Source organism: Exiguobacterium sp. NPDC077395 (assembly GCF_050269125.1).
GTDB lineage: Bacteria > Bacillota > Bacilli > Exiguobacteriales > Exiguobacteriaceae > Exiguobacterium > Exiguobacterium aestuarii_A.
Genome location: NZ_JBNNHU010000001.1, coordinates 147,494 through 170,978, shown reverse-complemented (window position 1 = coordinate 170,978; position 23,485 = coordinate 147,494). Strand labels below are relative to the sequence as shown.

The 23,485-nt window shown below is 48.1% G+C and carries 30 protein-coding genes and 1 riboswitch; of the genes, 13 read left to right on the top strand and 17 right to left on the bottom strand.

The features are described 5' to 3' along the window. Positions 1 to 4: 4 nt before the first annotated feature. The gene (locus tag ACQKD4_RS00995; RefSeq protein WP_427372167.1) at positions 5 to 1,024 is read right to left on the bottom strand and encodes an ion channel; all 1,020 of its coding nucleotides are present in this window, start codon (positions 1,022 to 1,024) and stop codon (positions 5 to 7) included. A 106-nt stretch (positions 1,025 to 1,130) separates the two neighbouring features. Here ACQKD4_RS00995 and ACQKD4_RS00990 point away from each other — a divergent pair, with 106 nt between their 5' ends. The 6 genes from ACQKD4_RS00990 to ACQKD4_RS00965 all read left to right on the top strand — a co-directional run bounded on the left by ACQKD4_RS00990 (position 1,131) and on the right by ACQKD4_RS00965 (position 4,777). Then, positions 1,131 to 1,589 carry a hypothetical protein gene (locus ACQKD4_RS00990; protein WP_214694705.1) on the top strand — a complete coding sequence of 153 codons (459 nt, stop codon included), beginning with the start codon at positions 1,131 to 1,133 and terminating at the stop codon, positions 1,587 to 1,589. Then, positions 1,586 to 1,954, top strand: a complete 369-nt coding sequence (locus ACQKD4_RS00985; RefSeq protein ID WP_012727458.1) for a hypothetical protein — start codon at positions 1,586 to 1,588, stop codon at positions 1,952 to 1,954. Before ACQKD4_RS00990 ends, ACQKD4_RS00985 begins: the two co-directional genes overlap by 4 nt. After that, positions 1,951 to 3,180, top strand: a complete 1,230-nt coding sequence (locus tag ACQKD4_RS00980) for a glutathionylspermidine synthase family protein (protein ID WP_427372166.1) — start codon at positions 1,951 to 1,953, stop codon at positions 3,178 to 3,180. Before ACQKD4_RS00985 ends, ACQKD4_RS00980 begins: the two co-directional genes overlap by 4 nt. Then, the gene (locus ACQKD4_RS00975; protein ID WP_427372165.1) at positions 3,177 to 3,590 is read left to right on the top strand and encodes a DUF350 domain-containing protein; all 414 of its coding nucleotides are present in this window, start codon (positions 3,177 to 3,179) and stop codon (positions 3,588 to 3,590) included. The genes ACQKD4_RS00980 and ACQKD4_RS00975 overlap by 4 nt, the downstream gene beginning before the upstream one ends. A gap of 70 nt (positions 3,591 to 3,660) precedes the next feature. Next, entirely contained in the window at positions 3,661 to 4,221 is a 561-nt protein-coding gene (locus ACQKD4_RS00970; RefSeq protein ID WP_427372164.1) for a hypothetical protein, read from the top strand. Between the two features lie 43 nt (positions 4,222 to 4,264). Then, the gene (locus tag ACQKD4_RS00965) at positions 4,265 to 4,777 is read left to right on the top strand and encodes a hypothetical protein (RefSeq protein WP_427372163.1); all 513 of its coding nucleotides are present in this window, start codon (positions 4,265 to 4,267) and stop codon (positions 4,775 to 4,777) included. Positions 4,778 to 4,821: 44 nt separating this feature from the next. On the opposite strand, the gene ACQKD4_RS00960 is transcribed toward ACQKD4_RS00965, so the two are convergent. Then, positions 4,822 to 5,922 carry a globin domain-containing protein gene (locus ACQKD4_RS00960; protein ID WP_427372162.1) on the bottom strand — a complete coding sequence of 367 codons (1,101 nt, stop codon included), beginning with the start codon at positions 5,920 to 5,922 and terminating at the stop codon, positions 4,822 to 4,824. A gap of 186 nt (positions 5,923 to 6,108) precedes the next feature. Between ACQKD4_RS00960 and ACQKD4_RS00955 the strand changes: the two genes are divergently transcribed. Next, a complete protein-coding gene (locus tag ACQKD4_RS00955) occupies positions 6,109 to 6,549 on the top strand; it encodes an RrF2 family transcriptional regulator (protein WP_214694713.1) in 441 nt (146 codons plus the stop codon). 22 nt (positions 6,550 to 6,571) lie between these two features. Here the strand turns inward: ACQKD4_RS00955 and ACQKD4_RS00950 are convergent, their stop codons facing one another. Continuing rightward, positions 6,572 to 7,504: a ring-cleaving dioxygenase gene (locus tag ACQKD4_RS00950; RefSeq protein ID WP_427372161.1), complete on the bottom strand. Its 933-nt coding sequence runs from the start codon at positions 7,502 to 7,504 to the stop codon at positions 6,572 to 6,574. A 119-nt stretch (positions 7,505 to 7,623) separates the two neighbouring features. On the opposite strand from ACQKD4_RS00950, the gene ACQKD4_RS00945 reads away from it, so the two are divergent. The 4 genes from ACQKD4_RS00945 to ACQKD4_RS00930 all read left to right on the top strand — a co-directional run bounded on the left by ACQKD4_RS00945 (position 7,624) and on the right by ACQKD4_RS00930 (position 9,214). Further along, positions 7,624 to 7,833 (top strand): helix-turn-helix transcriptional regulator, encoded by a 210-nt coding sequence (locus ACQKD4_RS00945; RefSeq protein WP_214694717.1) that lies wholly within the window; start codon positions 7,624 to 7,626, stop codon positions 7,831 to 7,833. Further along, positions 7,830 to 8,297: a hypothetical protein gene (locus tag ACQKD4_RS00940; RefSeq protein ID WP_427372160.1), complete on the top strand. Its 468-nt coding sequence runs from the start codon at positions 7,830 to 7,832 to the stop codon at positions 8,295 to 8,297. The genes ACQKD4_RS00945 and ACQKD4_RS00940 overlap by 4 nt, the downstream gene beginning before the upstream one ends. Before the next feature lie 87 nt (positions 8,298 to 8,384). Further along, a complete protein-coding gene (locus tag ACQKD4_RS00935) occupies positions 8,385 to 8,717 on the top strand; it encodes an ArsR/SmtB family transcription factor (RefSeq protein ID WP_274665100.1) in 333 nt (110 codons plus the stop codon). After that, positions 8,714 to 9,214, top strand: coding sequence for an SRPBCC family protein (locus ACQKD4_RS00930; protein WP_427372159.1), 501 nt, complete (start codon positions 8,714 to 8,716; stop codon positions 9,212 to 9,214). The genes ACQKD4_RS00935 and ACQKD4_RS00930 overlap by 4 nt, the downstream gene beginning before the upstream one ends. Positions 9,215 to 9,259: 45 nt before the next feature. On the opposite strand, the gene ACQKD4_RS00925 is transcribed toward ACQKD4_RS00930, so the two are convergent. From ACQKD4_RS00925 to ACQKD4_RS00890, 8 genes are all read right to left on the bottom strand, one after another. Next, a complete protein-coding gene (locus ACQKD4_RS00925) occupies positions 9,260 to 9,631 on the bottom strand; it encodes a YidH family protein (protein ID WP_214744721.1) in 372 nt (123 codons plus the stop codon). 8 nt (positions 9,632 to 9,639) lie between these two features. Beyond that, a complete protein-coding gene (locus tag ACQKD4_RS00920) occupies positions 9,640 to 10,287 on the bottom strand; it encodes a response regulator (protein WP_427372158.1) in 648 nt (215 codons plus the stop codon). After that, on the bottom strand, positions 10,271 to 11,296 hold the full coding sequence (locus ACQKD4_RS00915) for a histidine kinase (protein ID WP_427372157.1): 1,026 nt from the start codon (positions 11,294 to 11,296) through the stop codon (positions 10,271 to 10,273). Before ACQKD4_RS00915 ends, ACQKD4_RS00920 begins: the two co-directional genes overlap by 17 nt. A gap of 154 nt (positions 11,297 to 11,450) precedes the next feature. Beyond that, positions 11,451 to 12,011, bottom strand: a complete 561-nt coding sequence (locus ACQKD4_RS00910; protein ID WP_427372156.1) for a hypothetical protein — start codon at positions 12,009 to 12,011, stop codon at positions 11,451 to 11,453. 16 nt (positions 12,012 to 12,027) lie between these two features. After that, complete coding sequence (locus ACQKD4_RS00905; protein WP_427372155.1) at positions 12,028 to 13,221, bottom strand: FAD-dependent oxidoreductase; 1,194 nt, start codon at positions 13,219 to 13,221, stop codon at positions 12,028 to 12,030. A gap of 272 nt (positions 13,222 to 13,493) precedes the next feature. After that, positions 13,494 to 14,558 carry a threonine aldolase family protein gene (locus ACQKD4_RS00900; protein WP_427372154.1) on the bottom strand — a complete coding sequence of 355 codons (1,065 nt, stop codon included), beginning with the start codon at positions 14,556 to 14,558 and terminating at the stop codon, positions 13,494 to 13,496. A gap of 55 nt (positions 14,559 to 14,613) precedes the next feature. Continuing rightward, positions 14,614 to 15,594: a zinc-binding dehydrogenase gene (locus ACQKD4_RS00895; protein WP_427372153.1), complete on the bottom strand. Its 981-nt coding sequence runs from the start codon at positions 15,592 to 15,594 to the stop codon at positions 14,614 to 14,616. Positions 15,595 to 15,596: 2 nt separating this feature from the next. Next, complete coding sequence (locus tag ACQKD4_RS00890) at positions 15,597 to 16,088, bottom strand: lactoylglutathione lyase family protein (RefSeq protein ID WP_012727473.1); 492 nt, start codon at positions 16,086 to 16,088, stop codon at positions 15,597 to 15,599. A 118-nt stretch (positions 16,089 to 16,206) separates the two neighbouring features. Here ACQKD4_RS00890 and ACQKD4_RS00885 point away from each other — a divergent pair, with 118 nt between their 5' ends. Then, positions 16,207 to 16,515 (top strand): winged helix-turn-helix transcriptional regulator, encoded by a 309-nt coding sequence (locus ACQKD4_RS00885; protein ID WP_031422089.1) that lies wholly within the window; start codon positions 16,207 to 16,209, stop codon positions 16,513 to 16,515. Between the two features lie 28 nt (positions 16,516 to 16,543). Here the strand turns inward: ACQKD4_RS00885 and ACQKD4_RS00880 are convergent, their stop codons facing one another. Further along, entirely contained in the window at positions 16,544 to 16,924 is a 381-nt protein-coding gene (locus ACQKD4_RS00880; RefSeq protein WP_214744732.1) for a VOC family protein, read from the bottom strand. A 75-nt stretch (positions 16,925 to 16,999) separates the two neighbouring features. On the opposite strand from ACQKD4_RS00880, the gene ACQKD4_RS00875 reads away from it, so the two are divergent. Continuing rightward, positions 17,000 to 17,482, top strand: a complete 483-nt coding sequence (locus ACQKD4_RS00875; RefSeq protein ID WP_427372152.1) for a GNAT family N-acetyltransferase — start codon at positions 17,000 to 17,002, stop codon at positions 17,480 to 17,482. A gap of 15 nt (positions 17,483 to 17,497) precedes the next feature. Here ACQKD4_RS00875 and ACQKD4_RS00870 read toward each other — a convergent pair whose 3' ends face one another. From ACQKD4_RS00870 to mtnK, 5 genes are read right to left on the bottom strand one after another with little or no spacing between them, the layout of a single operon-like run. Next, entirely contained in the window at positions 17,498 to 18,499 is a 1,002-nt protein-coding gene (locus ACQKD4_RS00870) for an ABC transporter permease (protein ID WP_074035675.1), read from the bottom strand. Between the two features lies 1 nt (position 18,500). After that, positions 18,501 to 19,874: a sugar ABC transporter ATP-binding protein gene (locus tag ACQKD4_RS00865; RefSeq protein ID WP_427372151.1), complete on the bottom strand. Its 1,374-nt coding sequence runs from the start codon at positions 19,872 to 19,874 to the stop codon at positions 18,501 to 18,503. Beyond that, positions 19,874 to 20,953 (bottom strand): sugar ABC transporter substrate-binding protein, encoded by a 1,080-nt coding sequence (locus ACQKD4_RS00860; RefSeq protein WP_427372150.1) that lies wholly within the window; start codon positions 20,951 to 20,953, stop codon positions 19,874 to 19,876. Before ACQKD4_RS00860 ends, ACQKD4_RS00865 begins: the two co-directional genes overlap by 1 nt. Beyond that, complete coding sequence (gene mtnA, locus ACQKD4_RS00855) at positions 20,946 to 21,980, bottom strand: S-methyl-5-thioribose-1-phosphate isomerase (RefSeq protein WP_427372149.1); 1,035 nt, start codon at positions 21,978 to 21,980, stop codon at positions 20,946 to 20,948. The genes ACQKD4_RS00860 and mtnA overlap by 8 nt, the downstream gene beginning before the upstream one ends. Continuing rightward, on the bottom strand, positions 21,977 to 23,128 hold the full coding sequence (gene mtnK, locus ACQKD4_RS00850; protein ID WP_427372148.1) for an S-methyl-5-thioribose kinase: 1,152 nt from the start codon (positions 23,126 to 23,128) through the stop codon (positions 21,977 to 21,979). Before mtnK ends, mtnA begins: the two co-directional genes overlap by 4 nt. Before the next feature lie 82 nt (positions 23,129 to 23,210). Continuing rightward, positions 23,211 to 23,313: riboswitch (SAM riboswitch) on the bottom strand. Positions 23,314 to 23,485: the final 172 nt, after the last annotated feature.

The following is a 23,485-nucleotide window of genomic DNA, read 5'->3' as shown; positions in this document are numbered from 1 at the left end:
CTCCTTATGATAATTGTTCAAATACATCGTCATGACAGACGACATATAACATATCTGTGTCTTGTAGCGGCAAGTCGAGCATCGTCGCCACATCCAATCGGTCATTGACCGCGATGAGTGTCACTCCTGATTCAAGTAACGCTGTATTTGCTTGTCGAACATTTTGCCACTCGACTTTTGGTTTCAACGCTTGGATGTTTCCGCCTGACTGTTTGCTTAACAATTGACGGAAAATCGCCGTCGTCCCTGGCTGTAACGTCGCTTTCGCCATCAAGAGGGAGACCGAGTCGTTCGCTAAAATAAAGTCGTCGACGCGGACGTGTTTGAATTTCGAGATATTCCGCTCTTCACACACTTCGACGACCGTGTGCAAATCGACTTTGTAATCGTGTGATAATGCTTCTACCGCTGATGCGATCAATAACGACTTTCCGTCGGCGAGTAACGTCTCCGTGATGCGAGCATCCGCAAAAATAGCGACGCGTCGTGCTTTCAAGACGTTCGCCTGCAGCAATACGGCTTCATCCGAGGCATCCCCTGAAACGAAGTGCACTTGATCGTGCACGTACGGCTCCTCGATCAATTGATCGATCAAGACGATTTCTGCCTTCGGTTCGTAGTTAAGTACTTCATCGATTGCTTTCTTCGTTTTCGGGGACCACCCGATATACACATAATGCCCTTCTCCACGATACACTAGTCTTCCCTCCCGTTTTAACCGTTGAAACGTCGCGCCGATTTCAACTAATTTTCCAATCAACGCCCCGATAATTCCAATCCCGAATAGGAACAAGAAAATCCCGAGCCATCGCCCTGCCACGGAGGACGGATAAAAATCTCCATATCCGACGGTCGTCAGCGTCGTCATCGTCCACCAAAATGAATCAAATAATGACCCGAACGTCTCTGGCTCTAACCAATAACCGAGTACGGTTCCTAGGATAATGATGCCAACCGACGCCAAGACGACATTCAAAAATGATAACTTCGCTAACCCTTTCCACAAACGAAATAAGATATGCACTGTTTCCCCCTCCTTCTCTCTTATATACTAAACGTATCCACTAAAAGATTCACGAAACCATTTTGATGGGGGTTCCGTATAAGAAGAAAAAAGGAAGGACTGACTTATGAACTCAATCGTCTTAGAGTATCGTCTCTATAAAAATGAATTATCGTTCGAACCGCTTTATCATTATACGTCTCTCGGCTTAGACGAAGTGCTGGCCCGTCGTGAATGTGAGTTTTTCGTCAAAGACGGCATGACCTATAAACAACGCTCGTCCGCCTTAGAAGGCGATCAATACTTCTTGATTTACGTCGATCGTTACACAGAAGGACCGATGGACAAACACGAAACGAGCGAGATCAAAGTCGAGATCCGTACACTCGACGACCGGTTTGACAACCCATTGCTCGAAGCCTATTACGTCGACCGTCACCTCGATGCGCTCGCCATGCTCGGGAGCCAGTACCTGTATGTCGCCGGCAAAGAATATGAACGCGATTCAGCAGAAACAGATGAAGATCGTGGTGTGTATGTCATCTACGTCACACCGACGGGTTATGAATTGGAGGAATCAACATGAAGACAAGCAAGAAAATTTTAAGCGGACTCTCGGTCGCGGTATTGACGACTTCCCTTGCTGCTTGCGGTGGGGATGAATATGAAGAGGCGGCACTCCCGGAAGAACCGACCGGTTACGAATGTGACGATTGGGACTGGGATGACGAGACCGAGTCATATTATTGCGATGACGACCGTTCTCCTCACTATGGCAGCTATTTCTTACTCGGTAGTCTATTCCGCTCAAAAAATGCATTGAAGAGCTCTTCGTCATATAAGACGTATAAAGCTAACGGTGGTGCGACCGGCGCCGTATCGAACGGTTCCAATTCAGGATCGTCAAAATCTGGACTCGGCAGCGGCTCTAAAGGTGGATTTGGCGGATGACGCGTGACGAACTTTACAGTCAAATCCCTTATTTTTGGCCCGATTTAAACGATGAAGAATATGCCCTATATGACTGTTTCGAAATGACCGCCTCGCAGGTTAACTCGATTCGAGAAGCGACCGAGGCGGTTGACTCGATTTTTCGGAAGACGAATCAATTGTTGCGGACGCTACCGGACGAGACGCTCCGACTACTCGGTTATCCTGAGGCGAGCCTGCCTTTTTTACGAGAGAAGGCGATTTCCCAGGAAACCATCATCGGGCGTTACGACTGGATCATGAAAGACGGTCAACTCAAATTGATGGAGTTCAATGCAGATACGCCGACCTTTATTAAGGAGCTCTTTGACGTGAACGGCGTAGTCGCTTCCGAGTTTGGTCTCCTCGACCCGAACAGGGAAGCCACCGCTCAACTGAAAACCGAACTGCGCAAGGCCATCGTCGCCGCATGGAAACGCCTCGGACGAGAAGGTACACCTAAAATCGTCTTTACGGCACATGACGACAACATCGAAGACAAATGGACGGCGCGCTTTCTGCAAGAAACACTCGACTTACCATCTGAATTCGTACCGTTGCACGCTTTACTCGTCGATGAAGACGGTGTCTACACACCATCGGGTGAGCGGATCGACATCTTGTATCGTCAAACGTATCCAATCGAGCATCTTGTGGACGACCGAGCACCGGACGGAGACTTGATTGGCATTCGGTTGCTCGAATTGAACCTACAAAAACATGTGTCGCTGCTCAACCCGCTCTCGGCATTCCTCATGCAGTCGAAAGGCGTACAAGCCCTCATTTGGGAATTGTATGAGACCGAGACATTGTTCGATGAAGCCGAGCGCGACATCATCGGAACTTATTTTTTACCGACTTACTTAGAAGACACACCGTTTCTCGGCGAATCGGATTACGTCAAAAAACCGGCGTTCGGACGCGAAGGGGACTCCGTCATCTTGTACACGAAAGACGGCCAACCGTTTCACCGAGAAGCACTACAAACGTATGCGGAAGAAACAGCCGTGTACCAACAGTTCATCGAACTTCCGACACGGATGACGACGACTGTCAAAGGTCGTGTCGAGACACATTATATGGTCGGATGTTTCTGTTTGAACGGACATCCGTCCGCACTCGGCGTCCGTGCCGGTAGCATGATCACGAACAACCAATCTTACTACTTAGCCGTTGGCACACCTACACAAAAGGAGACAAACTCATGACTTTCATCACACTCGACTCAATTTTAAGCTTCCTCGCCCATCTCGGGACAGGATTCGGTCTCATTCTTGCCGGACTCATCATCTTCGCCTTGACGACCAAATATTCGGAACGTAAGTTAATCAAAGAAGGCAACATAGCCGTCGCCTTGAAACTTTGGGGGAAAGCGCTCGGACTTGCCATCGTCATCTATACGGTTTGGGCGAACAGCGTCAACTTACTCGACGCATTCATCTGGGGACTCGTCGGGATTGTCGCTCAAGTATTAGCGTTCTGGACGTTTGAATATGTCCTCACGCCTGGCGTGAACTTAGAAAAAGAAGTCGAGAACGGCAACATGGCGATCGGTTTCAGCTTGTTCGCCGCATCACTCGTCGTCGGCATCATCGTCGCCGCGAGCTTGACGTACTAATTCAAACACCCCATGCACGCATTCGCGAGGCATGGGGTGTCTCTATTTATAACAGATTGGAGGAAGAGTCATGTCCAAACGAATCATCCTACTCACGATCGTCTCCAGTCTCATCGTCGTCGCTATCGCAGTCGGCGTCGGACTGTATACGTACACCAACATTCAGAACGGTAACTCATACGAGAATGCCGAAAAGGAAATGAATCGTTATATGACGATGAACGATTGGTATACGTTTGAAATTCATAACATGGAACAGTCCGTTCTCTCTTTTTACACAAATGAAGACCGCTCCGTTATCGGTCTAGCTGAGATCGATGTCGAAACAGGGAACTTAGGGTCTGTCACGGAACAGACAGAGCCGAATCAGCCTTTTGATTTCGTCACCCTTCGAGTTGAAGACATGGAGTACATCGGTGTTCACCTTAAAGAGCGACCGGAAGATGTCGTCTATTTACGATTAAAACGAGGGGATGAATCTAAAGAATTTACTGTAAATAATCCCGAAGATGAAACATACGCCATGACATACGTCATGAAATTGAATACATCTTCTTTTGAAGACGGAACTCTTGAAACATTGGACCAGGATCATAACGTGCTATCTTCACAACCCTATTCGTCCATGTGATGAACCTTCTTCAGAAACACCGCTATGAAAAAGGAGAGCAATTATGCTAAATCGGAAAAGAGTTGCAATCTTTCTATTCTTCATTCTAAGCATCGCTATCGTTTCAGCTTTCCGCACTTCTTTATTGGACAAAATCCAGCTCGGTCGCCATTTATCGGATCATGGATTTGTCGTGTATCAATATTATAAGAAGGACGACACGGTGTTCGCACTCTTCACAAATGATGAGGAGAGGATTCTAGGTGTCGCGGAACAAAATCAGGACGGCTATGGTTCTGTAACCGTTGATACGGAACCGTCTACGTCTTTTGACTATATTTACATCCAGAACGGCAAAAATCACTATCTTGCTCTTCGTTTGAATCATCATGCTCAGCAGGTGGCGAAGTTACAGATTGAAGGAGAACTGTGGTCGGAAGAACATATACTCAACGACGCTAGTAACGGTGGAAACCGTGATTTCTTTTTCTTAGACATGTATAACTCGTTGGAGAATGCCTTGACGATTCAAACACTCGATCAACATGACCAAGTCATGACATCCATTTCATTATAAAAGTGTCGCAGACTCATCCAAGTCTGCGACACTTTTTTGATTGGTTACGTTAAAGAAAGCGTTGCAGACGGTCCGAAAAATTCATATCGTGCCTGAGGCATGACGCGTACGACCGTCTCCATCATCGCATTTGGTCCACACGTATAGACATCATGCCCTTCGACATCGAGTGCCTCAAGTTGCGTCGCACTCATACAACCCGATACGTCATCCACGTGTGTGACGAGGTGAAGTCCTTCTTTCTCGAGTTCATCGAGTTCTTCGCCGAGTGGACGAAGGTCTATACTCCGAACAGCATGCAACAATGTGACGGAACGCCCTTGTCCGAGTGCCGTCTTCGCCATATTGAAGAGAGGCGTAATCCCGATTCCTCCCGCGATCAGTGTGAGCGGACGATCTGATGCTTCAAGGATGAACTCTCCTGCCGGTGCGCTCACCGGAATTTCGGTACCGACCGTTTGTTCATGAAGCCAGTTCGAAACGAGCCCTTCTTGTTTCGGCGCGATCCAGTACCCGTTTTCTGTCGTATCGATGACGCTATATTGGCGGTGGTGCAAGATGTCCTCGCCAGCGATTCGCGCCTGAACCGAGATGTATTGTCCTGGGATGGCTGTGCCAATAACCCCATCTTTCGCAACGAGACGTAATCGCTTCACTTCCGGTGTGTCTTCAATGATTTCTTCGATGACGAACGGTTTGAATCCGACCCACGGTGCGTCATCATACATCTGTTTCTCGAGTGAGATGAAGACATCGGCAATCACGCCATACGCTTTCGCCCATGCATCGATGATGTCTGGTGTTGCCGCTTCTCCGAGGACATCTTGAATCGCTCCGAGTAAGTTTTCACCGACAATCGGATAATGTTCTGGACGGATATTCAAACTCTTATGTTTATGGAGTGCCGGTTGAATGGCAGGAAGAATCGCTTCGAGCCGGTCGATATGAAGGGCAGCCGCATAGACCGCGTTCGCAAGTGCCTCCGGTTGGCGTCCTCGTTTTTGGTTCGTATGGTTGAAGAAGTGACGTACTTCTGGATTTTGTTCGAACATTCGTTCATAAAAATGCTTCGTAATCGTCACACCATGCTCTTTCAAAACAGGCGCTGTCGCCTTTACAATCTCAATCGTTTGTTGATCTAACATATGTTTGTCCCCCTTTTGTTCAGTACACGTTCATTATGTGAGTCAGGTCACTTTAAATCAATATATTAAATACTTGTTTAAATTAGATTTCACGTTTCTGACTCATTTCTGCCATCATCCTTTCACATTTGTTCGAATCGCACTTTTAAACGTTGTCTTGTACAATGGAAAAAGAGGTGATGATGGATGAGACTCACGCAAACGTGTGACTACGCACTACGGACGTTGATGTATAGCGCCACGTTTTCGCATCGACTGGTCACGATTCAAGAAGTCGCAGACCAATACAAAATCTCCAAAAATCATGTCATGAAAGTCGTATACGAGCTTGGAAAACATGGATACTTGGAGTCGGTTCGTGGCCGTGGTGGCGGCTTCCGTCTCGCGCGCCCGATGGAAGACATCAATGTAGGCGAGGTCGTTCGAACGATGGAACCGCTCGAGCTCGTGGAATGCTTCGGGGAAGGTCGATGTGTGATCGCACCGGCCTGTGACTTACGAAGTGTGTTGAATGAGGCCATGCTGGCGTTCTTTCAAGTGCTCGACCGTTACACGATTGCCGATCTCGTCGCCAATCGAACAAACGAACTCGCCCTGCTCTTAGGCGTACAAAACCCGACAGACTGAAAAAAGTCCGTCGGGTTTTTGGTTACAGTGGTTTTAACTTTTCCTCAATTTCCGCTCGTCTCGACTCCAGAAACGGCGGCAAGGCCAAGCGTTCTCCGAGTGCTTCAACTGATTCATCCGTCGCGAATCCCGGTTCATCTGTTGCCAGTTCTACTAAGATCCCACTCGGTTCACGGAAGTAGATCGACTGGAAATAATAACGGTCAATGAGACCGGAGTGACTGATCCCATGTGCGTCAAGTTTCTCAATCCACTTCGCCATATCGTCTGTTTCTTCCACTCGAATCGCCACATGATGCACACTTCCCCGACCTGGTCGTTCCGATGGCAAATCCGGTCGATCGATGAGATGAATCTCTGTCGCCACGCCACCTTCTCCTGTTTCAAAAACGCGTACGTCGTGACCCTCCCGCTCAAATGTCTCCACATATCGATAGCCAAGCACTTCCGTCAGCACTCGTGCCGTCTTCTCAATCCGCCGTCCCGTCCATTCACTAAACCCGAGACCGAAGATGCCGACATCCGTTGGAACAGGACCATTTTTCCAAGGTGTCCCACTCCCCCCTTCCACAAGACAGAGGCGTTGACCTTCATGATCTTCAAACGACAACGTCGCCCGTCCGAGCACTGATTCGACTTCCCCATATGTTACACCGAACGTGTCGAAACGCTCTTGCCAATATGCGATTGCCCCGTCCGGCACCCTGAGTGCTGTTCGAGAGATACTGTTTGACCCTCGATACGTCTGTCCGAGAAACGGTAACTCAAAGAACGTCAAATCGGTTCCAGGCGTACCCGTCTCGTCCGCATAGAACAGGTGATACATCGATGGGTCATCCTGGTTGACCGTCTTTTTGACGAGTCGCATCCCTAGTACTTCCGTGTAGAATCGTAAGTTCTTTTTGGCATCCCCGGTCATCGCCGACACGTGATGTTGTCCCCCAATCGCCTTCATCTATCATCTCCCCTTTCTACTATATCGTTATTGTATCACCTCTAATTAAGTAAAGTCTTCTTTACATTATGTAAAGTTTGTTTTACACTCGTGGTAGAAACTAGAAATGAGGTGGCACGATGCCATTAGTCAACCGCGTGAAAGAACTGCGTGCCCGGCACCAGTTAACCCAAGGCGACCTGGCCGAAAAGGTCGGTGTGACGAGACAGACGATCATCTCGCTCGAGAAAGGCAGCTACACCCCGTCACTCATGCTAGCGATGCACATCGCACGCGTGTTCGAGGAACCGGTCGAATCTATATTCACAATCGAGGAGGAAACAAAATGAAACACGTTGTCGTTCAGTCTATTTCCAGCATCATCTTGTATGTCCTGATGGCTTTTCTGTTCAGTTCGTTTTTGTCCGATGTGTCAAAGACCGTCATTGAGTCTGACCGCTTCTTAGTTGAATTCAATCTGCTTCCACTACTATTACTCGTTGTTTTTGGCATTGTTTGGACAGTCTATTCATTTAACACACGACCGAACAAGCAGTTGAACTTTGCTCAATGGTCCGTCCGGATGACTGAATTCAGTGAGGTCGATGAGCGCGAACAAATCATCACCGCGAAAGCGACAAAAGCGGCATACGTTTCATTCGGTATTTCCGTTCCAATCTTCATGGGATCGTTCATGTTCTATCCGTTGTTCGAAGACACACTTCCCGCCTATCCAATCTATGCACTCGCTTCTACGCTCATCATCGCGACACTCGTCTATATGACGACATGGATTCGCGGTTATCGACGTTAAGGAATTCATTACGAATTCCTTTTTATATTCCTGTTTTAGAATATTCCACATGGGGAATATAAGAGAATAAGAGGACGGTGACGAAAGATGGAAGAGAAACTGGCTTCTTTGTTTCAAGCGTTAGCCGACCCGAATCGGTTACGGATGATTGAATTGTTACGGAAACAGGAGTGGACGGTCGGAATGATGGCAAATCAGCTTGGAATCAGTCAACCGCAGACGTCGAAACACCTGCGAATCTTATATGATGCGGGGCTTGTCACGGTAACGATTGATGCGAACCGGAGACGCTACGCGCTCAAGTCTCAAGCACTTGAACCGTTAGATGCTTGGCAGACCTATATCGCGCGGGAAACAGAGCGTCTCGATCGATTGGAATCGTTTTTAGCGGAGTCACAACGAGAGGAGAATCAATCATGAGTACGGTCAAATCACATGTAGAGGGCACGACATTGATTATGGAACGTTTGTTCAAGGCACCACGGCAACTTGTATTTGAGGCATTCTCGACACCCGCACATCTCGAGAAATGGTGGGGACCGGCTGGATGGGAGACGAAAGTATACAGCTTCGACTTCAAACCAGGTGGGATTTGGCACTACTGTATGACGTGTGTCGACAAAGAACAGGGTGACTTTTATGGCATGGAATCATGGGGCAAATCGACCTTTATCGAGATTGATCCTTATTCCCGAATCGTCTATACGGATGCGTTCTCAGATGCGGACGGACACGTCAATCCGGACTTACCTGTTATGACCATCACGAATGAGTTTCTCGATACAACGGAAGGCACGTTGTTCATTAGCCGCTCCGAATTCCCGAATGAAGAAGCTCTCCAACAAGTCGTTGAGATGGGGGCTGTCGAAGGATTCACTTCCCAGCTCGATCGTCTTGAAGCGATTGTGACGCAGTAACGTAAAAGGCACCGTCCTCGTAAGAGAGACGGTGCCTGATTGTGTTCACAATAAAAAATAGCTCACGAAGAGGATGAGTGAAAAGATGAAGACCATCCCAATTGCTAAAGCAATGAGACTCATCTTCGCAGATTTGAATTGTTGCGTATTAATCGTATGCACTTTTTTCAAATAGGAACGAGTTCCTACAAGAATTGTACTGATGCCGAACAAAATAGATAACATCCCGATAGCCGAGATCAATTGATGTTCTGCACCATTTAGATTCTCGCTTCGATAATAATGAAAATTCGTCACTAAGAAACCAATCCCAATCACGGTAATCGCAGTACGGATCCATGCCAAAAATGTACGTTCATTTGCCAGATGTTGCTGGATGTATTGCGAATCGATCGTTTTTTCTACTTCTACTTTCATTCTTTCAATCATCCTTCCATTTCAATCAAATGATTTTTCAAGGCGTATTGCACCAATTCGTGTCGGTGCTTCATCTGTAGTTTGTTCATAATCCGTGCTTTATGATTCTCTACTGTCTTGGGACTGATTCCTAATTTTTCCCCGATCTCATTATGGCTATACCCTAAAGTCGACAACCGCACAATCTCTAGTTCACGACGTGTCAATAACGGGTGACCATTTTTTTGAAGCACGAGCTTGTCAATATAATCCTCGGTCAATGACGTCGAATAATATCGTTTCCCGTCAAATACATACTCAATCCCTTCTGCTAGTTGAGATGGATCGCTATTTTTAGACATAAAACCAGGTACATCCAGTTCAAGAGCACGTTTGATATAAATCTCTTCATCATGCATCGTCAGCAAGATGATTTTTGCGGAAGGTACTTCCTCAGCGAGTGCTTGAACCGTCACAAACCCATCCAATCCATTCGGCATCGTGATATCAAGTAAAATGACATCGGGACGCATCCGAATCGCTTCTTGTATTGCCGCTGCTCCCTCTGCCGCTTCCCCAACTACACGAATGCGCTCATTTGTACGAAACATCAGTTTTAATCCACGTCGCACTAACTCATGATCATCAACAATCAATACATTAATCGGTTTCATCATGACCTCGCTCTCTCGGAACTGACACTGAAATTTCAGTCCCGTGCCCTATCACCGAAACGATCTGAAACAAACCTTCTATTGTTTTTGCCCTTTCTTCCATGTGACGTAGCCCTAACCCTTTCGAGACCACGAGAGAATCAAAGCCAACTCCATCATCTCGAAACAACAATTCAATTTGTTCCTCCTGTTCAAATACTCGACAATAAACATTTGTTGGATTCGCATACTTCATTGCGTTCACAAGTGCCTCTTGGACAATTCGATATAAATTAATTTCAACAAGGGAATCACATCGTGTCTTTAGTCGAAAATCCGTATGAAATACCACGTTCGGATAACGAGTGGCAAAACTATCAAGTAGCACTTGTAGTGCCGATTCCAGTCCAAATTGATCAAGTTCGACTGGTCTCAACTGTTTTGAATAATTTCTGACGTGATCCATCAGGAGACTCACTTCAGAAATGACAGAACTCAAATATTCTTTTTTATCGGGGTCAACTACGTCTGATTGCAATGAATTCAAGGCAAGCGTGATACTAAACAGCGATTGTCCGACCCCATCATGTAACTCTTGAGCCAATCGTTCATGTTCCTCTTCTCTCGCCCGAATCAATTCCCGAACCATTTGTTCTCTTAAGATATGCGCTTCCCTGCGCTTTCGTTCTGTAAAATCTCGTAAGACAAGCAGATAGTATGTCGCACCGGTCGTCGGATCATTTAAGATGCGAGCCGTGTTCATCTCAACGTCAACCATTTTCCCAGAGTATGTCGGCATCTCCGAAGTGAAATATGGGGAACGTTCATGTTCAATCAAATAGCAACGTTCTTCGCTAATGTTCACGTTTCGCTTCTGACAAAAAGAACAATAAGGAACCGGTTCTCCGATTTGCCATCCCGTCAATTGTTCGGCCGATTGATTCATCGAGATGATCGTTCGTTCATGGTCCATCACAATCACACCGTCTTTGAGTACGTTTAATATTTGATGTTCAAAGTCACGTAGTGTCAACGTTATCCCCTCCGCACTCTTTCAGTTCTTATATCCATAATACCCCTATGGGTAAACAAACCCAAATGATGCACTTCATTCCCCCATGAAAAAAGACGCGCCTCGAGGCACGTCTAATTTATTGAAAACTCTATTCATCATGATTTATTCATGTTTAACGCTTGATTGTCCGTTCGTTTAGTACATCAACAGTTGCTTGAACGTATTTAAGGCCGTATTGAACTGATGGTTCTTTAATCCAACGCATGAGTGAAAATAGGGTGATTTGGCGGTCATCCTGTTCGACACGTTGTTGCACTTCCGTCCACATCTCTCGTGTCCATTCAACCTTCTCTTTCGCTGGCACGGCATACTCATCGATTCGTTTCCCAATCAATTCTTTCGTTTGTTCATCATGATATACATCTTGGACAAACGTGAACATGAACTCAAGTTGATTCGTCACCTGTAACAACATCGGTAACTTTTCAGTCAGTTTTATTGCTGCTTCAAGCGTTTCGATTTGGATATTGGAATTGTCGATGGCTGCGTCAACTTTCTCTTTTACCGTTTCATCTTTCATCGTCGCCATACCAAAATCAACAGCATCCTCTAAACGGCGGAGAGACTGTTCAATTTTGGGCAAACGATCGATCAGTGCAATCAGTGCTTGTTCAACGTCAGGTCTTGTCAGTACGGTCTCGACCGTTTGTTCTTCAAGTGCAGAACGTTCCATCACGATCCCTCCTTTCTCACATCGTTCCTTTCAACATGCCGTTCCAGTACATAATCGGTAAAAAGTCTTTTTTCAAAATGTACATGCTTCGTCTCTCTTTTGCTTGATTGAACGGCATCGATTCTTGAGGGATTTTATCATAATCAAACTCTGCTAGAATTAATGAACCGTAACCTGTGACAATCGGACAAGAAGAGTAGCCGTCATATGAAGCTGTCGGTAAATGACCATACATTGCATCTAGTACATTTTGGACAACGACAGGTGCCTGTTTCCGAATGGCTGCGCCTGTCTTCGATGTCGGTAGATTCGTACAGTCACCTAACCCGAACACATTTTTGAATCGCTTATGTTGAAGTGTATGTTTGTCGACATCGACCCATCCACCAGAGTCTGCCAATGAACTGTTCCGAATGAATGCCGGAGCTTGCATCGGTGGCGTGACATGAATCATGTCATAGCTGATCTCGAACGATTCTCCCGTATCTAAGTTTTCAAAAATCGCTACTTTTTCATCTGCCTTTATTTCTGTCAGATTCACCCGAAAATGCGTTTCAATCTGTTTTCGTTCGAGTACTTTCTCCAGTGCGTCCCGATACTTCGCAACATCGAAAATGGCAGGATTGGCTGAACCGAAGACCACCCGACTCGAACCACGAATGCCCGTCTTCATGAAATACTCTTCCGCCAAGTACATGATTTTTTGAGGAGCACCCCCGCATTTTACCGGAGAAGCCGGGTGTGTGAACAATGCCGTTCCACCCGTAAACTTTTCGAGAGTATCCCATGTGTAGCCAACGTGTTCGTATGAATAATTACTGCAGACCTCTTTTGTCCCAAGCGCTTCTTTTAATCCTTTTATGCGTCCCCAGTCAATTTCAATCCCTGGTGACACAATGAGAAAATCATAGTAAATCTTTCCGTGACTTGACGTTTCGACTTGATTGTTTTCAGGATCAAATGTCGTCACATGATCTTGTAACCACTTCGCCCCATCAGGAATGAGAGAATCCATCGGGCGGGCCGACTCTTCTTTCTTCACAATACCTGCTCCGACTAGTGTCCATAACGGTTGATAATAATGAGTAGTGGCAGGATCAATCAGTAGAATCTCATCTTTCAAATGATGTTTCTCTCGAAGCAATCTTGCCGCGACACTGATTCCCCCGGTTCCTGCTCCTACAATCACAACACGATAATGTGTACGCATCTTATGCAACCCCTTCTGTTTATTACACGCTATTTTTGACAAACAAGTGAACCAATCTATAAACTAAGCATATTTGAAAGCGTATACACTTTATATAGGGGAAGTCCCTCAATTTCCATCTAAATCGTTGATATATGTTGTATAACACACTGGTTCATCGAAAATTTTGTTTACGTGCCGTTCTGTTCAAAGTGACTTTCATCACTTTTAAGAGCGCTATTTTTCTCAATATAAAAAAGCCTTGAAGATCAACACTCTTCAAAGCTTTACGCTCATTCAGCATGGAATTTTTTGAAAAGATCATCGAGTTGATCGAGAGTCATCTCGCCATAAACATCCCCGATACTGATTTCTGTGGAACAGTACCCTTCTTTTTCAACGAGATAACCGGTTATGCCAATCCCGGTCTCTTCTTGGATTCCTGCAATCCGTTCAGCGAGTTCCTCTTTTCCCCCTTGAAAATGTAAGTGGAACATATTCGTGACGGGGATGCGTGGTGTCGTCCACACTCCATCGATTTCATTAAAGCGTGCTGCCAACCGCACTGCATCGTCCCGATACCGGGTCATCTTGTCTTTCCGTAACTCATAATAATAATCGGAAGAAAGAATATACGGGTAAAGGCTAATCAAATCACCGCCGTAGCGTCGCTTCCACACCTTCGACGTGTCACAAAATGATTTCGGTCCAGCAAGGATGGCACCGGCAATCCCGCCGATTCCTTTATAAAACGAGACATATACGCTATCGAAGAGTGCACAAATCTCAAATGCTTCCTTCTCGTAATACGGGAGTGATTCGAACAGTCGTGCCCCGTCCAGATGTAGATAGATCCCTTTCTCACGACAGTGTTCATGAATCGCCACAAGTTCCTCGAAGGTCGGCAATTCCCCGCCGATTTCCCGTTGTGGCAGTTCGAGCAGTAAACACGCGATGTCTGGCAACGCCTGAATCTCTTCGAGTGTCATCAACCGATTTTCGTCCCCGACTAAAACCGGTTCGATGTGATGCAACTCCTTCAAACCGTCCTGTTCGTGGATTTCAAGGTGACAGAGCGGATGATACGCGACCGTGTTCTTCCCTGTTTCATCACACCAAATGCGCAGGGCAATCTGTTGCGCCATCGTACCGCTCGGAAAGAATACCGCCGACTCTTTCCCAAGAACTTGTGCCATCTTCTCTTCAAACTGACGAATCGTTTTCCCCTGTCCATACTGGTCACTCGGCTCATCGTCACGCACCTGTTCAAACGCACGTTTCAACACCCCGACTTCCCGTTTGCCGTGACCGCTCAACTGAACATCTGTCTGTCGATACGTGTCTATTAATCGCTCCATATATTCCCCTCCTCGACAAATAAACTCCCTGTCAGTATAACAGGGAGTCCTCTACTCAGTCGCGAATCCGGACGATGAGTTTACCGCGCACTTTCCGCGTTTGTAGTTTTTCGAGACCTTCTTTCAACTGGTCGAATGATAACACTTCTGTGACGAGATCGTTCAGTTCACCTGCATCAAGCAAGTTCATCAACTCTTCGGCCATATACGCCAAGTTGCGAATCGCATGTTCGTCCTCGCTCGCATGTGCCGCCCCGAGTGCCACTTCATGAATCGAAGGGGATAACGTGAAACCTTTCATGTTCGTCATATCTGGTGGACCGGCGATATAGGCGAGGTGTCCGCTGAACGCGAGACGATCGAGGTCAGCCGTCGCGACGTCGCGACCGACCGTGTTCAAAATCAAGTCGACACCACGTCCATTCGTCTCTTCCATGATTCGTGCCGTCACGTCCTCGACGTTATAGTCGATGACCACGTCCGCCCCGAGTGATTCTACCCACTCAAAATTCTCCGGAGATGCCGTCGTGAACACTTTTAACCCGAGGCGTTTTGCGAGTTGAATCGCAAAGCCACCGACACCGCCCGCTCCGGCGTGTACGAGAATTGTCTCCTTATCCCGCGTGTTCAGCTTCTGCATGACCGCTTCATAAGCTGTCATTCCGGCACACAGAATCGAAGCCGCCGCCTCATCACTTACACCTTGTGGAACGACCGCACACGCCCGAGCATCAACGACCGTGTACTCGGCGAACCCTCCATATTTCGAAAGATCCGTATGCACGGCTACACGTGAACCCGTAATGATGTTGGCGATACTTGAACCGACCTCGACGACTTCTCCGACGAGATCGACACCGAGAATGTGTGGATATGCCCAGTTCGGGTTTCCGTTTGAACCGACTTTATAGTCGACCGGGTTCAAGGCGACCGCTTCGACACGAATCAACAGTTCTCCCGTTCCTGGTGTCGGTCGGTCGATTTCTCCAATATGCAGATGATCTAGACCGGGTTGGTCGAGTAGCCATGCTTTCATGTTTAGTAAGCTCCTTCCGAATATGTGAGTTCGTATGAATGTGAATAAATTTCAACGAGATTACCGAATGGGTCTTCGCAGTACACCATACGATATGGTTTCTCGCCTGGGTAGTATTCACGAATCGGCATCCGTTGTTTCCCGCCATGGGCGACAATCTTCTCGACAAGTCCTTCAATGTCAGGGTCTTGTACACAGTAGTGGAAGATCCCTGTCTTCCAAAACTCGAAGTTGTCTTCTGGTGTCTCGTTATTCGGGAATTCGAATAACTCGATTCCAATTCCGTCTCCTGTTGACATATGGGCGATGCGGAATTTACCCCAGCCTGGTCCGAAGACGTCTGTACACATCACGCCGATTGGCGAATCATCTTCGACGACGTCTGATGGTGTCATGATGGTATACCACCCCATCACGTCCTCATAAAATTTTACGGCCTCGGTTACGCTCGGCACAGAAAGACCGATGTGTGAAAATGTTCTTGGATACGTCATGTTTCATCTACTCCTTTTTGTTTGCTCAATTTAGCGGATAACGATAAGATACTGTCATTGAAGCAAGAAAAAAAGTACGCACATTGAAGTAACTACCCGAAAGTGAGGCTCTTTGAACATGACTACATCGTTCCCCGTCAACCGCGCACTCGAGATTATCGGCGGCAAATGGCGCCCTCAAGTGTATTGTACGCTTCAAGATGGACCGCTTCGTTTTTCTGATATTCAACGGGCGATTCCTGACGTCAGCCGAAAAGTGTTGACCGACCAATTGCGTGAACTCGAGCAACTCGGCATGGTTCGCCGTGTCGACTATTCGACCGAGAAGCACCTCCATGTCGAGTATTCATTGACCGAAGACGCCCTCGGCCTGCAACCTGCCATGAATGCCCTTTGTTCATGGGGAGAGTGCCACGACAACAAATAATCCCGAGCCACATGGCCCGGGATTATTTTTATGAAGCGAACAAACTAATTAGATTCCCGTCCGCATCGTACAGGATAGCGTAACGTTGTCCCCAAAACGCATCCCATGGGGCTTTATGTGACGCATAGCCTTGTTCAAGTACCGTGTTATATAATCGGTCGAGCGCCTCACGGCTCTCACATAAGAAGGCAAGTTCGATCCGATGCCCGTCTGCCTGTTTCCATTCCCCGTATACTGATTCGGCCACTTCTACCGTATCGAACGCGAGACGCACGCCTCCTTCGTCAATCTCTACATGCGCTTCCCCGTTCATCGCTTCTGGAATCTCAAACCCAAGCGCCCGATAAAAGTCGAGCGACCGCTTCATATCCGTCACGACGATCCCGACCATGTCCAACTTGACTGCCATCACATTCCCTCCTCTTGTTTTCATGATACGATTTGAGTGTAGCATGACCACTTCCATTAGAGACGAGGAATTTTAATGAGCTATACGTTTCATCCACTCACCCAAGAGCAAGCCGAACTGATCGCTTTCAAGTGGCGCTATGAAGGCGACTATGCGTTTTATAATATGGACGCCGATGAGGAAGACCTCGCCTTATTTTTAGATGCGGATGAACGGGGAGACACGACGTTCGCCATCCTTGAAGCGAATGAGCTGATTGGCTTTGTCACGATGCAATTCGAATCAGCGGAAACTGTTTCCATCGGTCTGGGCATGCGCCCTGATTTGACAGGAAGCGGCAACGGACATCGATTCCTCACTTCAATCCTTACTTGGATCGAGGCGACATATGGGACTCGCACAGTGCATCTTGCCGTCGCCACGTTCAACAAACGTGCCATCCGGTTATACGAATCACTCGGTTTCATCCCACAAGACACGTTCATGCAAGAAACGAATGGTGGCGTATATCCTTTTCTCTCTATGACACGTGAACAAAACGAACCCCCGAACAACTGATGTCCGGGGGTTTTGTCATGTCCGCTGTTTCTTTTGAATATAAGAAAGACCGAGCGCTCCAATCAAAATCGTCCCTTTGACGATGTCTTGCGCATAATACGGCACATCCCACATCGTCAGTCCATTCAAGAGAATTCCGATTAAAATAGCTCCAATCAATGTCCCGATCACGTTCGGACGACCGGTCCCAAAGACGGCGTAGCCGATATAAGCAGCCGCGACAGCGTCCATCAAAAGCGGTGCTCCGGCCGAGACCTGTCCTGTCCCAATCCGAGATGCAAGAATGATCCCACCGATGGCAGCGAACAACCCGCTGAGCACGTAAGCGTACAACTTGATCCGATTCACGGCAATCCCGGAACGGCGGGCCGCTTCTGCGTTCGACCCGACGTAATAAAACTCACGCCCTGTCCGTGTATACGTCAAAAACAGATGAGCCCCAATAAAGAACAACAGCATAAGCAGGGCGACGAACGGAATCGGACCGATTGTTCCTTGTCCAATAAATAAAAAGGATGGAATGAAGCGTCCTGGCGCCGTTCCCCCTTCGATCGGCATGTTGTCATAAATCGAGAATCCTTTCGTATACGTCAACTGAATCCCGTTAATGACGTACATGATGGCGAGTGTCGCTAGTAAATCCGGTAACCGAAACTTGATGGTGACGAGCGCATTCAATAGTCCGACGAGAATCCCTAGGGCGAGCGGAATCAGCAGCGCGACGAGAAGCTCTTGCCGATGAAGGACAAGGCTTGCCGCTGCCCCGATTGTCGCAAGACTCGCCGTCGACCCGACCGATAAGTCAAACCCTCCGACGATGAGCGAAAACGTGACACCGAGGGCAAGTAACGACACGATTGAAACCGATTTGATGATGTCACTAAAGTTCGCATATGTCAGAAATTGATCGTTCGTCACGGTAAAGACTGCGATCAACCCAATGATTGCGAGTAACGTCCCGTATTGACCGATATGACCGCTGATTCGTTTTCGTTCTTTGACTACTAATTGTGCCATGTCATGCGCCTCCTTTCTCTACAAATTGTCCACGGTCGAGCCAAAGAATCCGATTGGCGACCCGTTCAAGTTCATGTCGCTCACTTGACGTGAACAACACGGTTTTCCCTTGTTTCGCGAGTGCAATGACGCGTTCATACACATCTTGCTTCGCTGCGATATCAATCCCTTTTGTCGGTTCATCGAGCAGATAGATGTCCCGTTCGTCGAGTAGCCATTTGCTGAAGACGACCTTCTGCTGATTTCCACCACTCAGTTCACCGACCGTTTGTTTCACGTTCGCATAGCGGACACGAAGTGATGCCAGTACGTCAGAGACACCATCGGTCTTTCCTGCAACAGCAATCACGTTCCGCTCAATCGTCTCGTCTAGAAATAATCCGTGACGACGTCTCTCCTCTGGAACGAGTGCAAACCCTAAACGTACGGCGTCTGTCGGTTCTTTGATCACGTGTGTGGTTCCGTCAACCGTGATGGATTGACGAAGCCCAGAAAGACCGAACAAGGCTTCCACCAGTTCCGTCTTCCCGCTCCCCGTCAATCCTCCAATCCCGAGCACTTCCCCGCGGTACGCTTCAACGGAAAGATTTGTCCCGAACGCAGGGAGAGTCACCTGCGCGGACAAACGAATCTCCTCTTCAGGGGTTGCCTTCTCTTGTGCCCCTTCAAATGTCGTTCCACTCAAAAAGGTTTGAACGGCTTCCGTAGAAAGGGTTTGAAACGGTCCCTCATATACAACGCGTCCGTCTCGAAGAAACGTAGAGGTCGAGGTGACGCGCGTGAGCTCATCTGATCGGTGCGTGACCAACACGATGCCTACCCCTTCTGCCGCCAGCGTTTGTAATAATTCAAGCAAGGCATCGGCATCCGTTTCCGACAAGGCGGCGGTCGGTTCATCGAGTAATAAATACTTGGCATTACTCTCGAGTGCCCGGGCGATGAGAAGACGTTGCTTTACGCTGAGCGGATAGTGACCGGCCGGACGCGTTGGATCGATGTCTAAACCGACCCGGGATAGCACGTCTTTTGACTGCTGTTTCAACAGTTGTGGGCGAATCCTCTTTACCGTCTGCCATGGGAGAACATTTTCGTATACAGGCAAATCCAAATAGAGCGCATCGTCCACTTCTTGCGATACGGTGATGATGCCTTGACGAATGGCTTCCGCCGGTGTGAGACGGATGGTTGTCCCGTCGATGGACAGCTCGCCGGACGTCGGTTCGACCGTTCCGTTCAGCAGTTTGATGAGCGTACTCTTACCCGCCCCGTTCAGACCGAGGAGTCCATGAATGTCTCCCGGTTTTAGGCTGAACGACAGTTGATTGAGTACGGTCACCTCACCGTACTGTTTCGTGATTCGTTCCAAGCGAATCATCAGTCCGTCTCCTTCATCCAGTCCGACCATGCCGCATTCGACTCGCCCCAACCCGGAACGTACTGTCCGAGGTCATTCATCGTGACAGGCTCATCCGGCAAGACGTCACGGTCCACTAAATATGGATCAACCGAGTGAATCGAAGGGGTTTCTTCTCCGACCACTTTTTGATAAGCGTAACGGACTTGAATGCGACCGATTTCAGCAGGATCCGTCGCGGCCGTCACGCCCCACGGACTCCCGTCCTCTTGCATGAGTTGTAGGTCTTCGTCACTCAAGTCAATCCCGTAAACAGCAATTTCGTCACGTCCTGCTTGCTTGATGGCACGGCTCGCCCCTTTGGCGAACTCATCCCACATCGCAAACACCGCATCGATTTCGCCTTCCGGATACTTCTTCAAAATTGCCTCCATCTGACTTTGCGTATCGAGCGCCGTATTGTTCGTCGCCGAACCAAATTTCGCGACTTCTTGGATGCCCGGGTAACGTTTCAAGAACGCATCATAAATCGTATGACGACGTTCCATCGGCGTGAATCCGCCGACCCAGATCGTGACGATGTTTCCTTCCCCGTCCAAATCTTCAGCAAGTGCTTTGAGTGAGCGCCAAGCGAGGGAATAATCATCTTGATCGATGACCGTCACCCCTTCATTCGTTAAATCGTTGTCGAATGCGACGACTTTGATGCCCTTATCGAGCGCCCGTTGAACAGGCTCTTTCAAGGCATCAGCACGTCCGTGGTCAATCAAGATCACATCGACGCCTTGCGTCGTTGCCGTATCAACGTAACTCGCCATCTTCGACAAATCATTATCGGCGTTATACACTTTCACGTTGCCTCCGAACGCTTCGACTTGCTCGGTCACCCCTTCGATATATTGCGAAGAAAATGTCCCAATCGACATTTGCATGACGAGTGCGACCTCTAGGTCTTTCGGAAGCGTCTCATTTGAGACGCTGACTGTTTTTGTCTCCACTTTATTTGTTGTCGCGGTCGTTTTCGGTTGCGCCTGTTCGTTCGTGCATCCGGCAAGCGCCAGAATGACGGTCAACAGGAAGAAGATGATTTTTTTAGACATATGCGTTTCCTCCTACGTGTTGTACAATGACCGACTCGGTCGGTTCGAGCACACCTGTCTCTGTGATCAGACCGGTGATGAGTTCTGGTGGGGTCACATCAAACGCCGGATTGAAGACGGTGATGCCGACGAGTGCCGTCGAGTGTCCCCCGATATGGGTCACTTCATGCGCGTCCCGTTCTTCGATTTGAATCGTGTCGTCTGCTTCCAAATCAAACGTCGAATGCGGGGCTGCCACATAAAACGGGATGCCATAATGCTTCGCCAAAATTGCGAGCTGGAGCGTCCCGATTTTGTTGGCCGTATGACCGGTACGGGTGATGCGGTCCGCCCCGACGATGATGGCATCGATTTGTTTCGTCTGAATTGTCCACGCCGCCATGTTATCCGTGATCAATGTGACGTCGATGTCTGCCCGGTCGAGTTCCCATACGGTCAACCGTGCCCCTTGAAGCAGTGGACGAGTTTCCGACGCGAATACACGAAACGGGATGCCTCGTTCTTTTCCGACATAAAACGGAGCAAGCGCGGTGCCGTACCGTGACGTCGCAATGGCACCGGCGTTACAAATCGTCAACACGTTCCCTCCAGCAGGTAACACGGTCAACGCATGCTCACCAATCGTGCGATACGTCGCCACGTCTTGTTCATAGATTTCAATCGCACGCGCTTTGATGGCTTTTGCGATCTGCTCAAAGTCTTCCCCCACATTTAGTCGAAGGAGTGATTCGATGACATGTTGTAAGTTGACCGCTGTTGGTCTTGTCGCAATCAACCGTTGGCCGACCTGGTCCAATTGGCGGTGAAAATATAAATTGTCCTGGAGACGTGATGCCTCTTTCGCGAGGACGAACGCCCCAAAGTAAGCGATGGCCGGTGCTCCCCGAACTTGAAGGGCCTTGATCGCCTGTTCTGCCTGTTCGAGCGTTAACACTTCGACATAGCGCTCTTCTTGCGGCAACTGTGTCTGATCTAAAATCGTCAACACCTCGGTGTCGGCATCGAAATGAATACTTTGCACACTCATACACGCACCTCCGATAGGACTGGAATTAGCTGGTCAATCGATTGAATCTGATGGCGCTGTTTGATGAGACACGTGCCGAGCTCCAAGGCGTGACGTTTCCGTTCGATCCGAAGGTCGTCTGGCAACGTTTCTAAGTCAGCGACACCCGCTAGACCGACCGTCCGACGAATCAATTCGCAGCCTGCGTAGCCGATCGCATCACTCAAAATCGATGGCAACAGTTCGTCCACGAATCCTACTGTGTTGAACGGCTCGACCGCCTGTGTGAAGCGTGTACGGAACGTTTTTTCGAACGTCTCCCACAGAGTGAGCACTTCTGTGAAGCGTTCGAACCGCTTCAACGGATGTGCATACGTCGAGAACACCAAATGGGCGATGATTTGACCGATGTCAAAACCGAATGGACCGTAAAAGGCAAACTCAGGATCGATGATTTTCGTTTCCTGACGCGTCGCAAAAATGCTTCCTGTATGTAAATCCCCATGTAGCAACGCTTCATGTTTGGTCACGAACCCAACCTTCAATTTCGTCACTTCAATTTTCAAGGCGAGATCTGACCAAAGTTGCTCCACGTCCGGACGAAGAGCCATTTCGATTTGATTCGATTCTGCATCGCGATACGGGTCGGTGAAGATCAGCTTTTCCGTAATATCACATAGCTCTGGATTGTAATACTCTTTTTCGATTTGTTTCTTGGCGAGCGGTCCTTTCGCATAGTCAGATGTCGCAAACAACGTTTCCCCGAGGAATGTACCGACGTGACGCGCCAAATTCGGATAGCTCTCTCCTTTTAGGAAGCCTGACCGGACGATTTCAAAAGCTGACAAATCTTCCAAAATCGTATAGGCGAGTTCACGGTCACTACCGAGTACATCCGGTACGAATTGTGGTACGACTTTTGAAAACTCACGGAGGGCCAGTTGTTCAATCCACGAACGGTCAAGCGTGAGCGGCCAACTCTCTCCAACAACTTTTGCGTACGGCAACGCCTGTTTCACAATCAATGACGTTTCTCCTTGACGAATGCGAAAGACGAGATTTAAATTTCCATCTCCAATTTCCTCACATTCTGCAATCCCCTCTTCTAGTAACCCCAACTGTCGAACGTGTTCGACGACACTTTGTTCTGTAAACGCCTCATAAGCCATGATAATTTTCCCCTTTCTTGAATCTATGCATTAAAAAAGCCCCTTTCTCCGCGAGAAAGAGGCACACCCAAATTGGTTGTTCCTCTCATCTTTCAGACATATGTCTGGTGGATGTAGCACCGTGCCAAATGGTCGGTTGCTGCGGCGTCTTAGGGCCAATTCCCTCTGCCAACTCGCGATAAGAGTAAATGATGTAGTTGTATTTGACGTGTTGAGACGAATATTACGGACTAGGCACGCTAGTTGTCAATCCTCTATTTTCGGTCGACTCCCTATTTTTGACACGCATATATAGAAACATTATTTTCAAACTTTTTTTCTCAAAAAAAGGAATTGACGAGTGAGCGATTCTATGTA

Bases quoted from the DNA above. Each gene is read 5' to 3' on its own strand.
- ACQKD4_RS00990 (WP_214694705.1), top strand. From the start codon at position 1,131: ATGAACTCAATCGTCTTAGAGTATCGTCTCTATAAAAATGAATTATCG.
- ACQKD4_RS00985 (WP_012727458.1), top strand. From the start codon at position 1,586: ATGAAGACAAGCAAGAAAATTTTAAGCGGACTCTCGGTCGCGGTATTG.
- ACQKD4_RS00980 (WP_427372166.1), top strand. From the start codon at position 1,951: ATGACGCGTGACGAACTTTACAGTCAAATCCCTTATTTTTGGCCCGAT.
- ACQKD4_RS00975 (WP_427372165.1), top strand. From the start codon at position 3,177: ATGACTTTCATCACACTCGACTCAATTTTAAGCTTCCTCGCCCATCTC.
- ACQKD4_RS00970 (WP_427372164.1), top strand. From the start codon at position 3,661: ATGTCCAAACGAATCATCCTACTCACGATCGTCTCCAGTCTCATCGTC.
- ACQKD4_RS00965 (WP_427372163.1), top strand. From the start codon at position 4,265: ATGCTAAATCGGAAAAGAGTTGCAATCTTTCTATTCTTCATTCTAAGC.
- ACQKD4_RS00960 (WP_427372162.1), bottom strand. From the start codon at position 5,922: ATGTTAGATCAACAAACGATTGAGATTGTAAAGGCGACAGCGCCTGTT.
- ACQKD4_RS00955 (WP_214694713.1), top strand. From the start codon at position 6,109: ATGAGACTCACGCAAACGTGTGACTACGCACTACGGACGTTGATGTAT.
- ACQKD4_RS00950 (WP_427372161.1), bottom strand. From the start codon at position 7,504: ATGAAGGCGATTGGGGGACAACATCACGTGTCGGCGATGACCGGGGAT.
- ACQKD4_RS00945 (WP_214694717.1), top strand. From the start codon at position 7,624: ATGCCATTAGTCAACCGCGTGAAAGAACTGCGTGCCCGGCACCAGTTA.
- ACQKD4_RS00940 (WP_427372160.1), top strand. From the start codon at position 7,830: ATGAAACACGTTGTCGTTCAGTCTATTTCCAGCATCATCTTGTATGTC.
- ACQKD4_RS00935 (WP_274665100.1), top strand. From the start codon at position 8,385: ATGGAAGAGAAACTGGCTTCTTTGTTTCAAGCGTTAGCCGACCCGAAT.
- ACQKD4_RS00930 (WP_427372159.1), top strand. From the start codon at position 8,714: ATGAGTACGGTCAAATCACATGTAGAGGGCACGACATTGATTATGGAA.
- ACQKD4_RS00925 (WP_214744721.1), bottom strand. From the start codon at position 9,631: ATGAAAGTAGAAGTAGAAAAAACGATCGATTCGCAATACATCCAGCAA.
- ACQKD4_RS00920 (WP_427372158.1), bottom strand. From the start codon at position 10,287: ATGATGAAACCGATTAATGTATTGATTGTTGATGATCATGAGTTAGTG.
- ACQKD4_RS00910 (WP_427372156.1), bottom strand. From the start codon at position 12,011: ATGGAACGTTCTGCACTTGAAGAACAAACGGTCGAGACCGTACTGACA.
- ACQKD4_RS00905 (WP_427372155.1), bottom strand. From the start codon at position 13,221: ATGCGTACACATTATCGTGTTGTGATTGTAGGAGCAGGAACCGGGGGA.
- ACQKD4_RS00900 (WP_427372154.1), bottom strand. From the start codon at position 14,558: ATGGAGCGATTAATAGACACGTATCGACAGACAGATGTTCAGTTGAGC.
- ACQKD4_RS00895 (WP_427372153.1), bottom strand. From the start codon at position 15,594: ATGAAAGCATGGCTACTCGACCAACCCGGTCTAGATCATCTGCATATT.
- ACQKD4_RS00890 (WP_012727473.1), bottom strand. From the start codon at position 16,088: ATGACGTATCCAAGAACATTTTCACACATCGGTCTTTCTGTGCCGAGC.
- ACQKD4_RS00885 (WP_031422089.1), top strand. From the start codon at position 16,207: ATGACTACATCGTTCCCCGTCAACCGCGCACTCGAGATTATCGGCGGC.
- ACQKD4_RS00880 (WP_214744732.1), bottom strand. From the start codon at position 16,924: ATGGCAGTCAAGTTGGACATGGTCGGGATCGTCGTGACGGATATGAAG.
- ACQKD4_RS00875 (WP_427372152.1), top strand. From the start codon at position 17,000: ATGAGCTATACGTTTCATCCACTCACCCAAGAGCAAGCCGAACTGATC.
- ACQKD4_RS00870 (WP_074035675.1), bottom strand. From the start codon at position 18,499: ATGGCACAATTAGTAGTCAAAGAACGAAAACGAATCAGCGGTCATATC.
- ACQKD4_RS00865 (WP_427372151.1), bottom strand. From the start codon at position 19,874: ATGATTCGCTTGGAACGAATCACGAAACAGTACGGTGAGGTGACCGTA.
- ACQKD4_RS00860 (WP_427372150.1), bottom strand. From the start codon at position 20,953: ATGTCTAAAAAAATCATCTTCTTCCTGTTGACCGTCATTCTGGCGCTT.
- mtnA (WP_427372149.1), bottom strand. From the start codon at position 21,980: ATGAGTGTGCAAAGTATTCATTTCGATGCCGACACCGAGGTGTTGACG.
- mtnK (WP_427372148.1), bottom strand. From the start codon at position 23,128: ATGGCTTATGAGGCGTTTACAGAACAAAGTGTCGTCGAACACGTTCGA.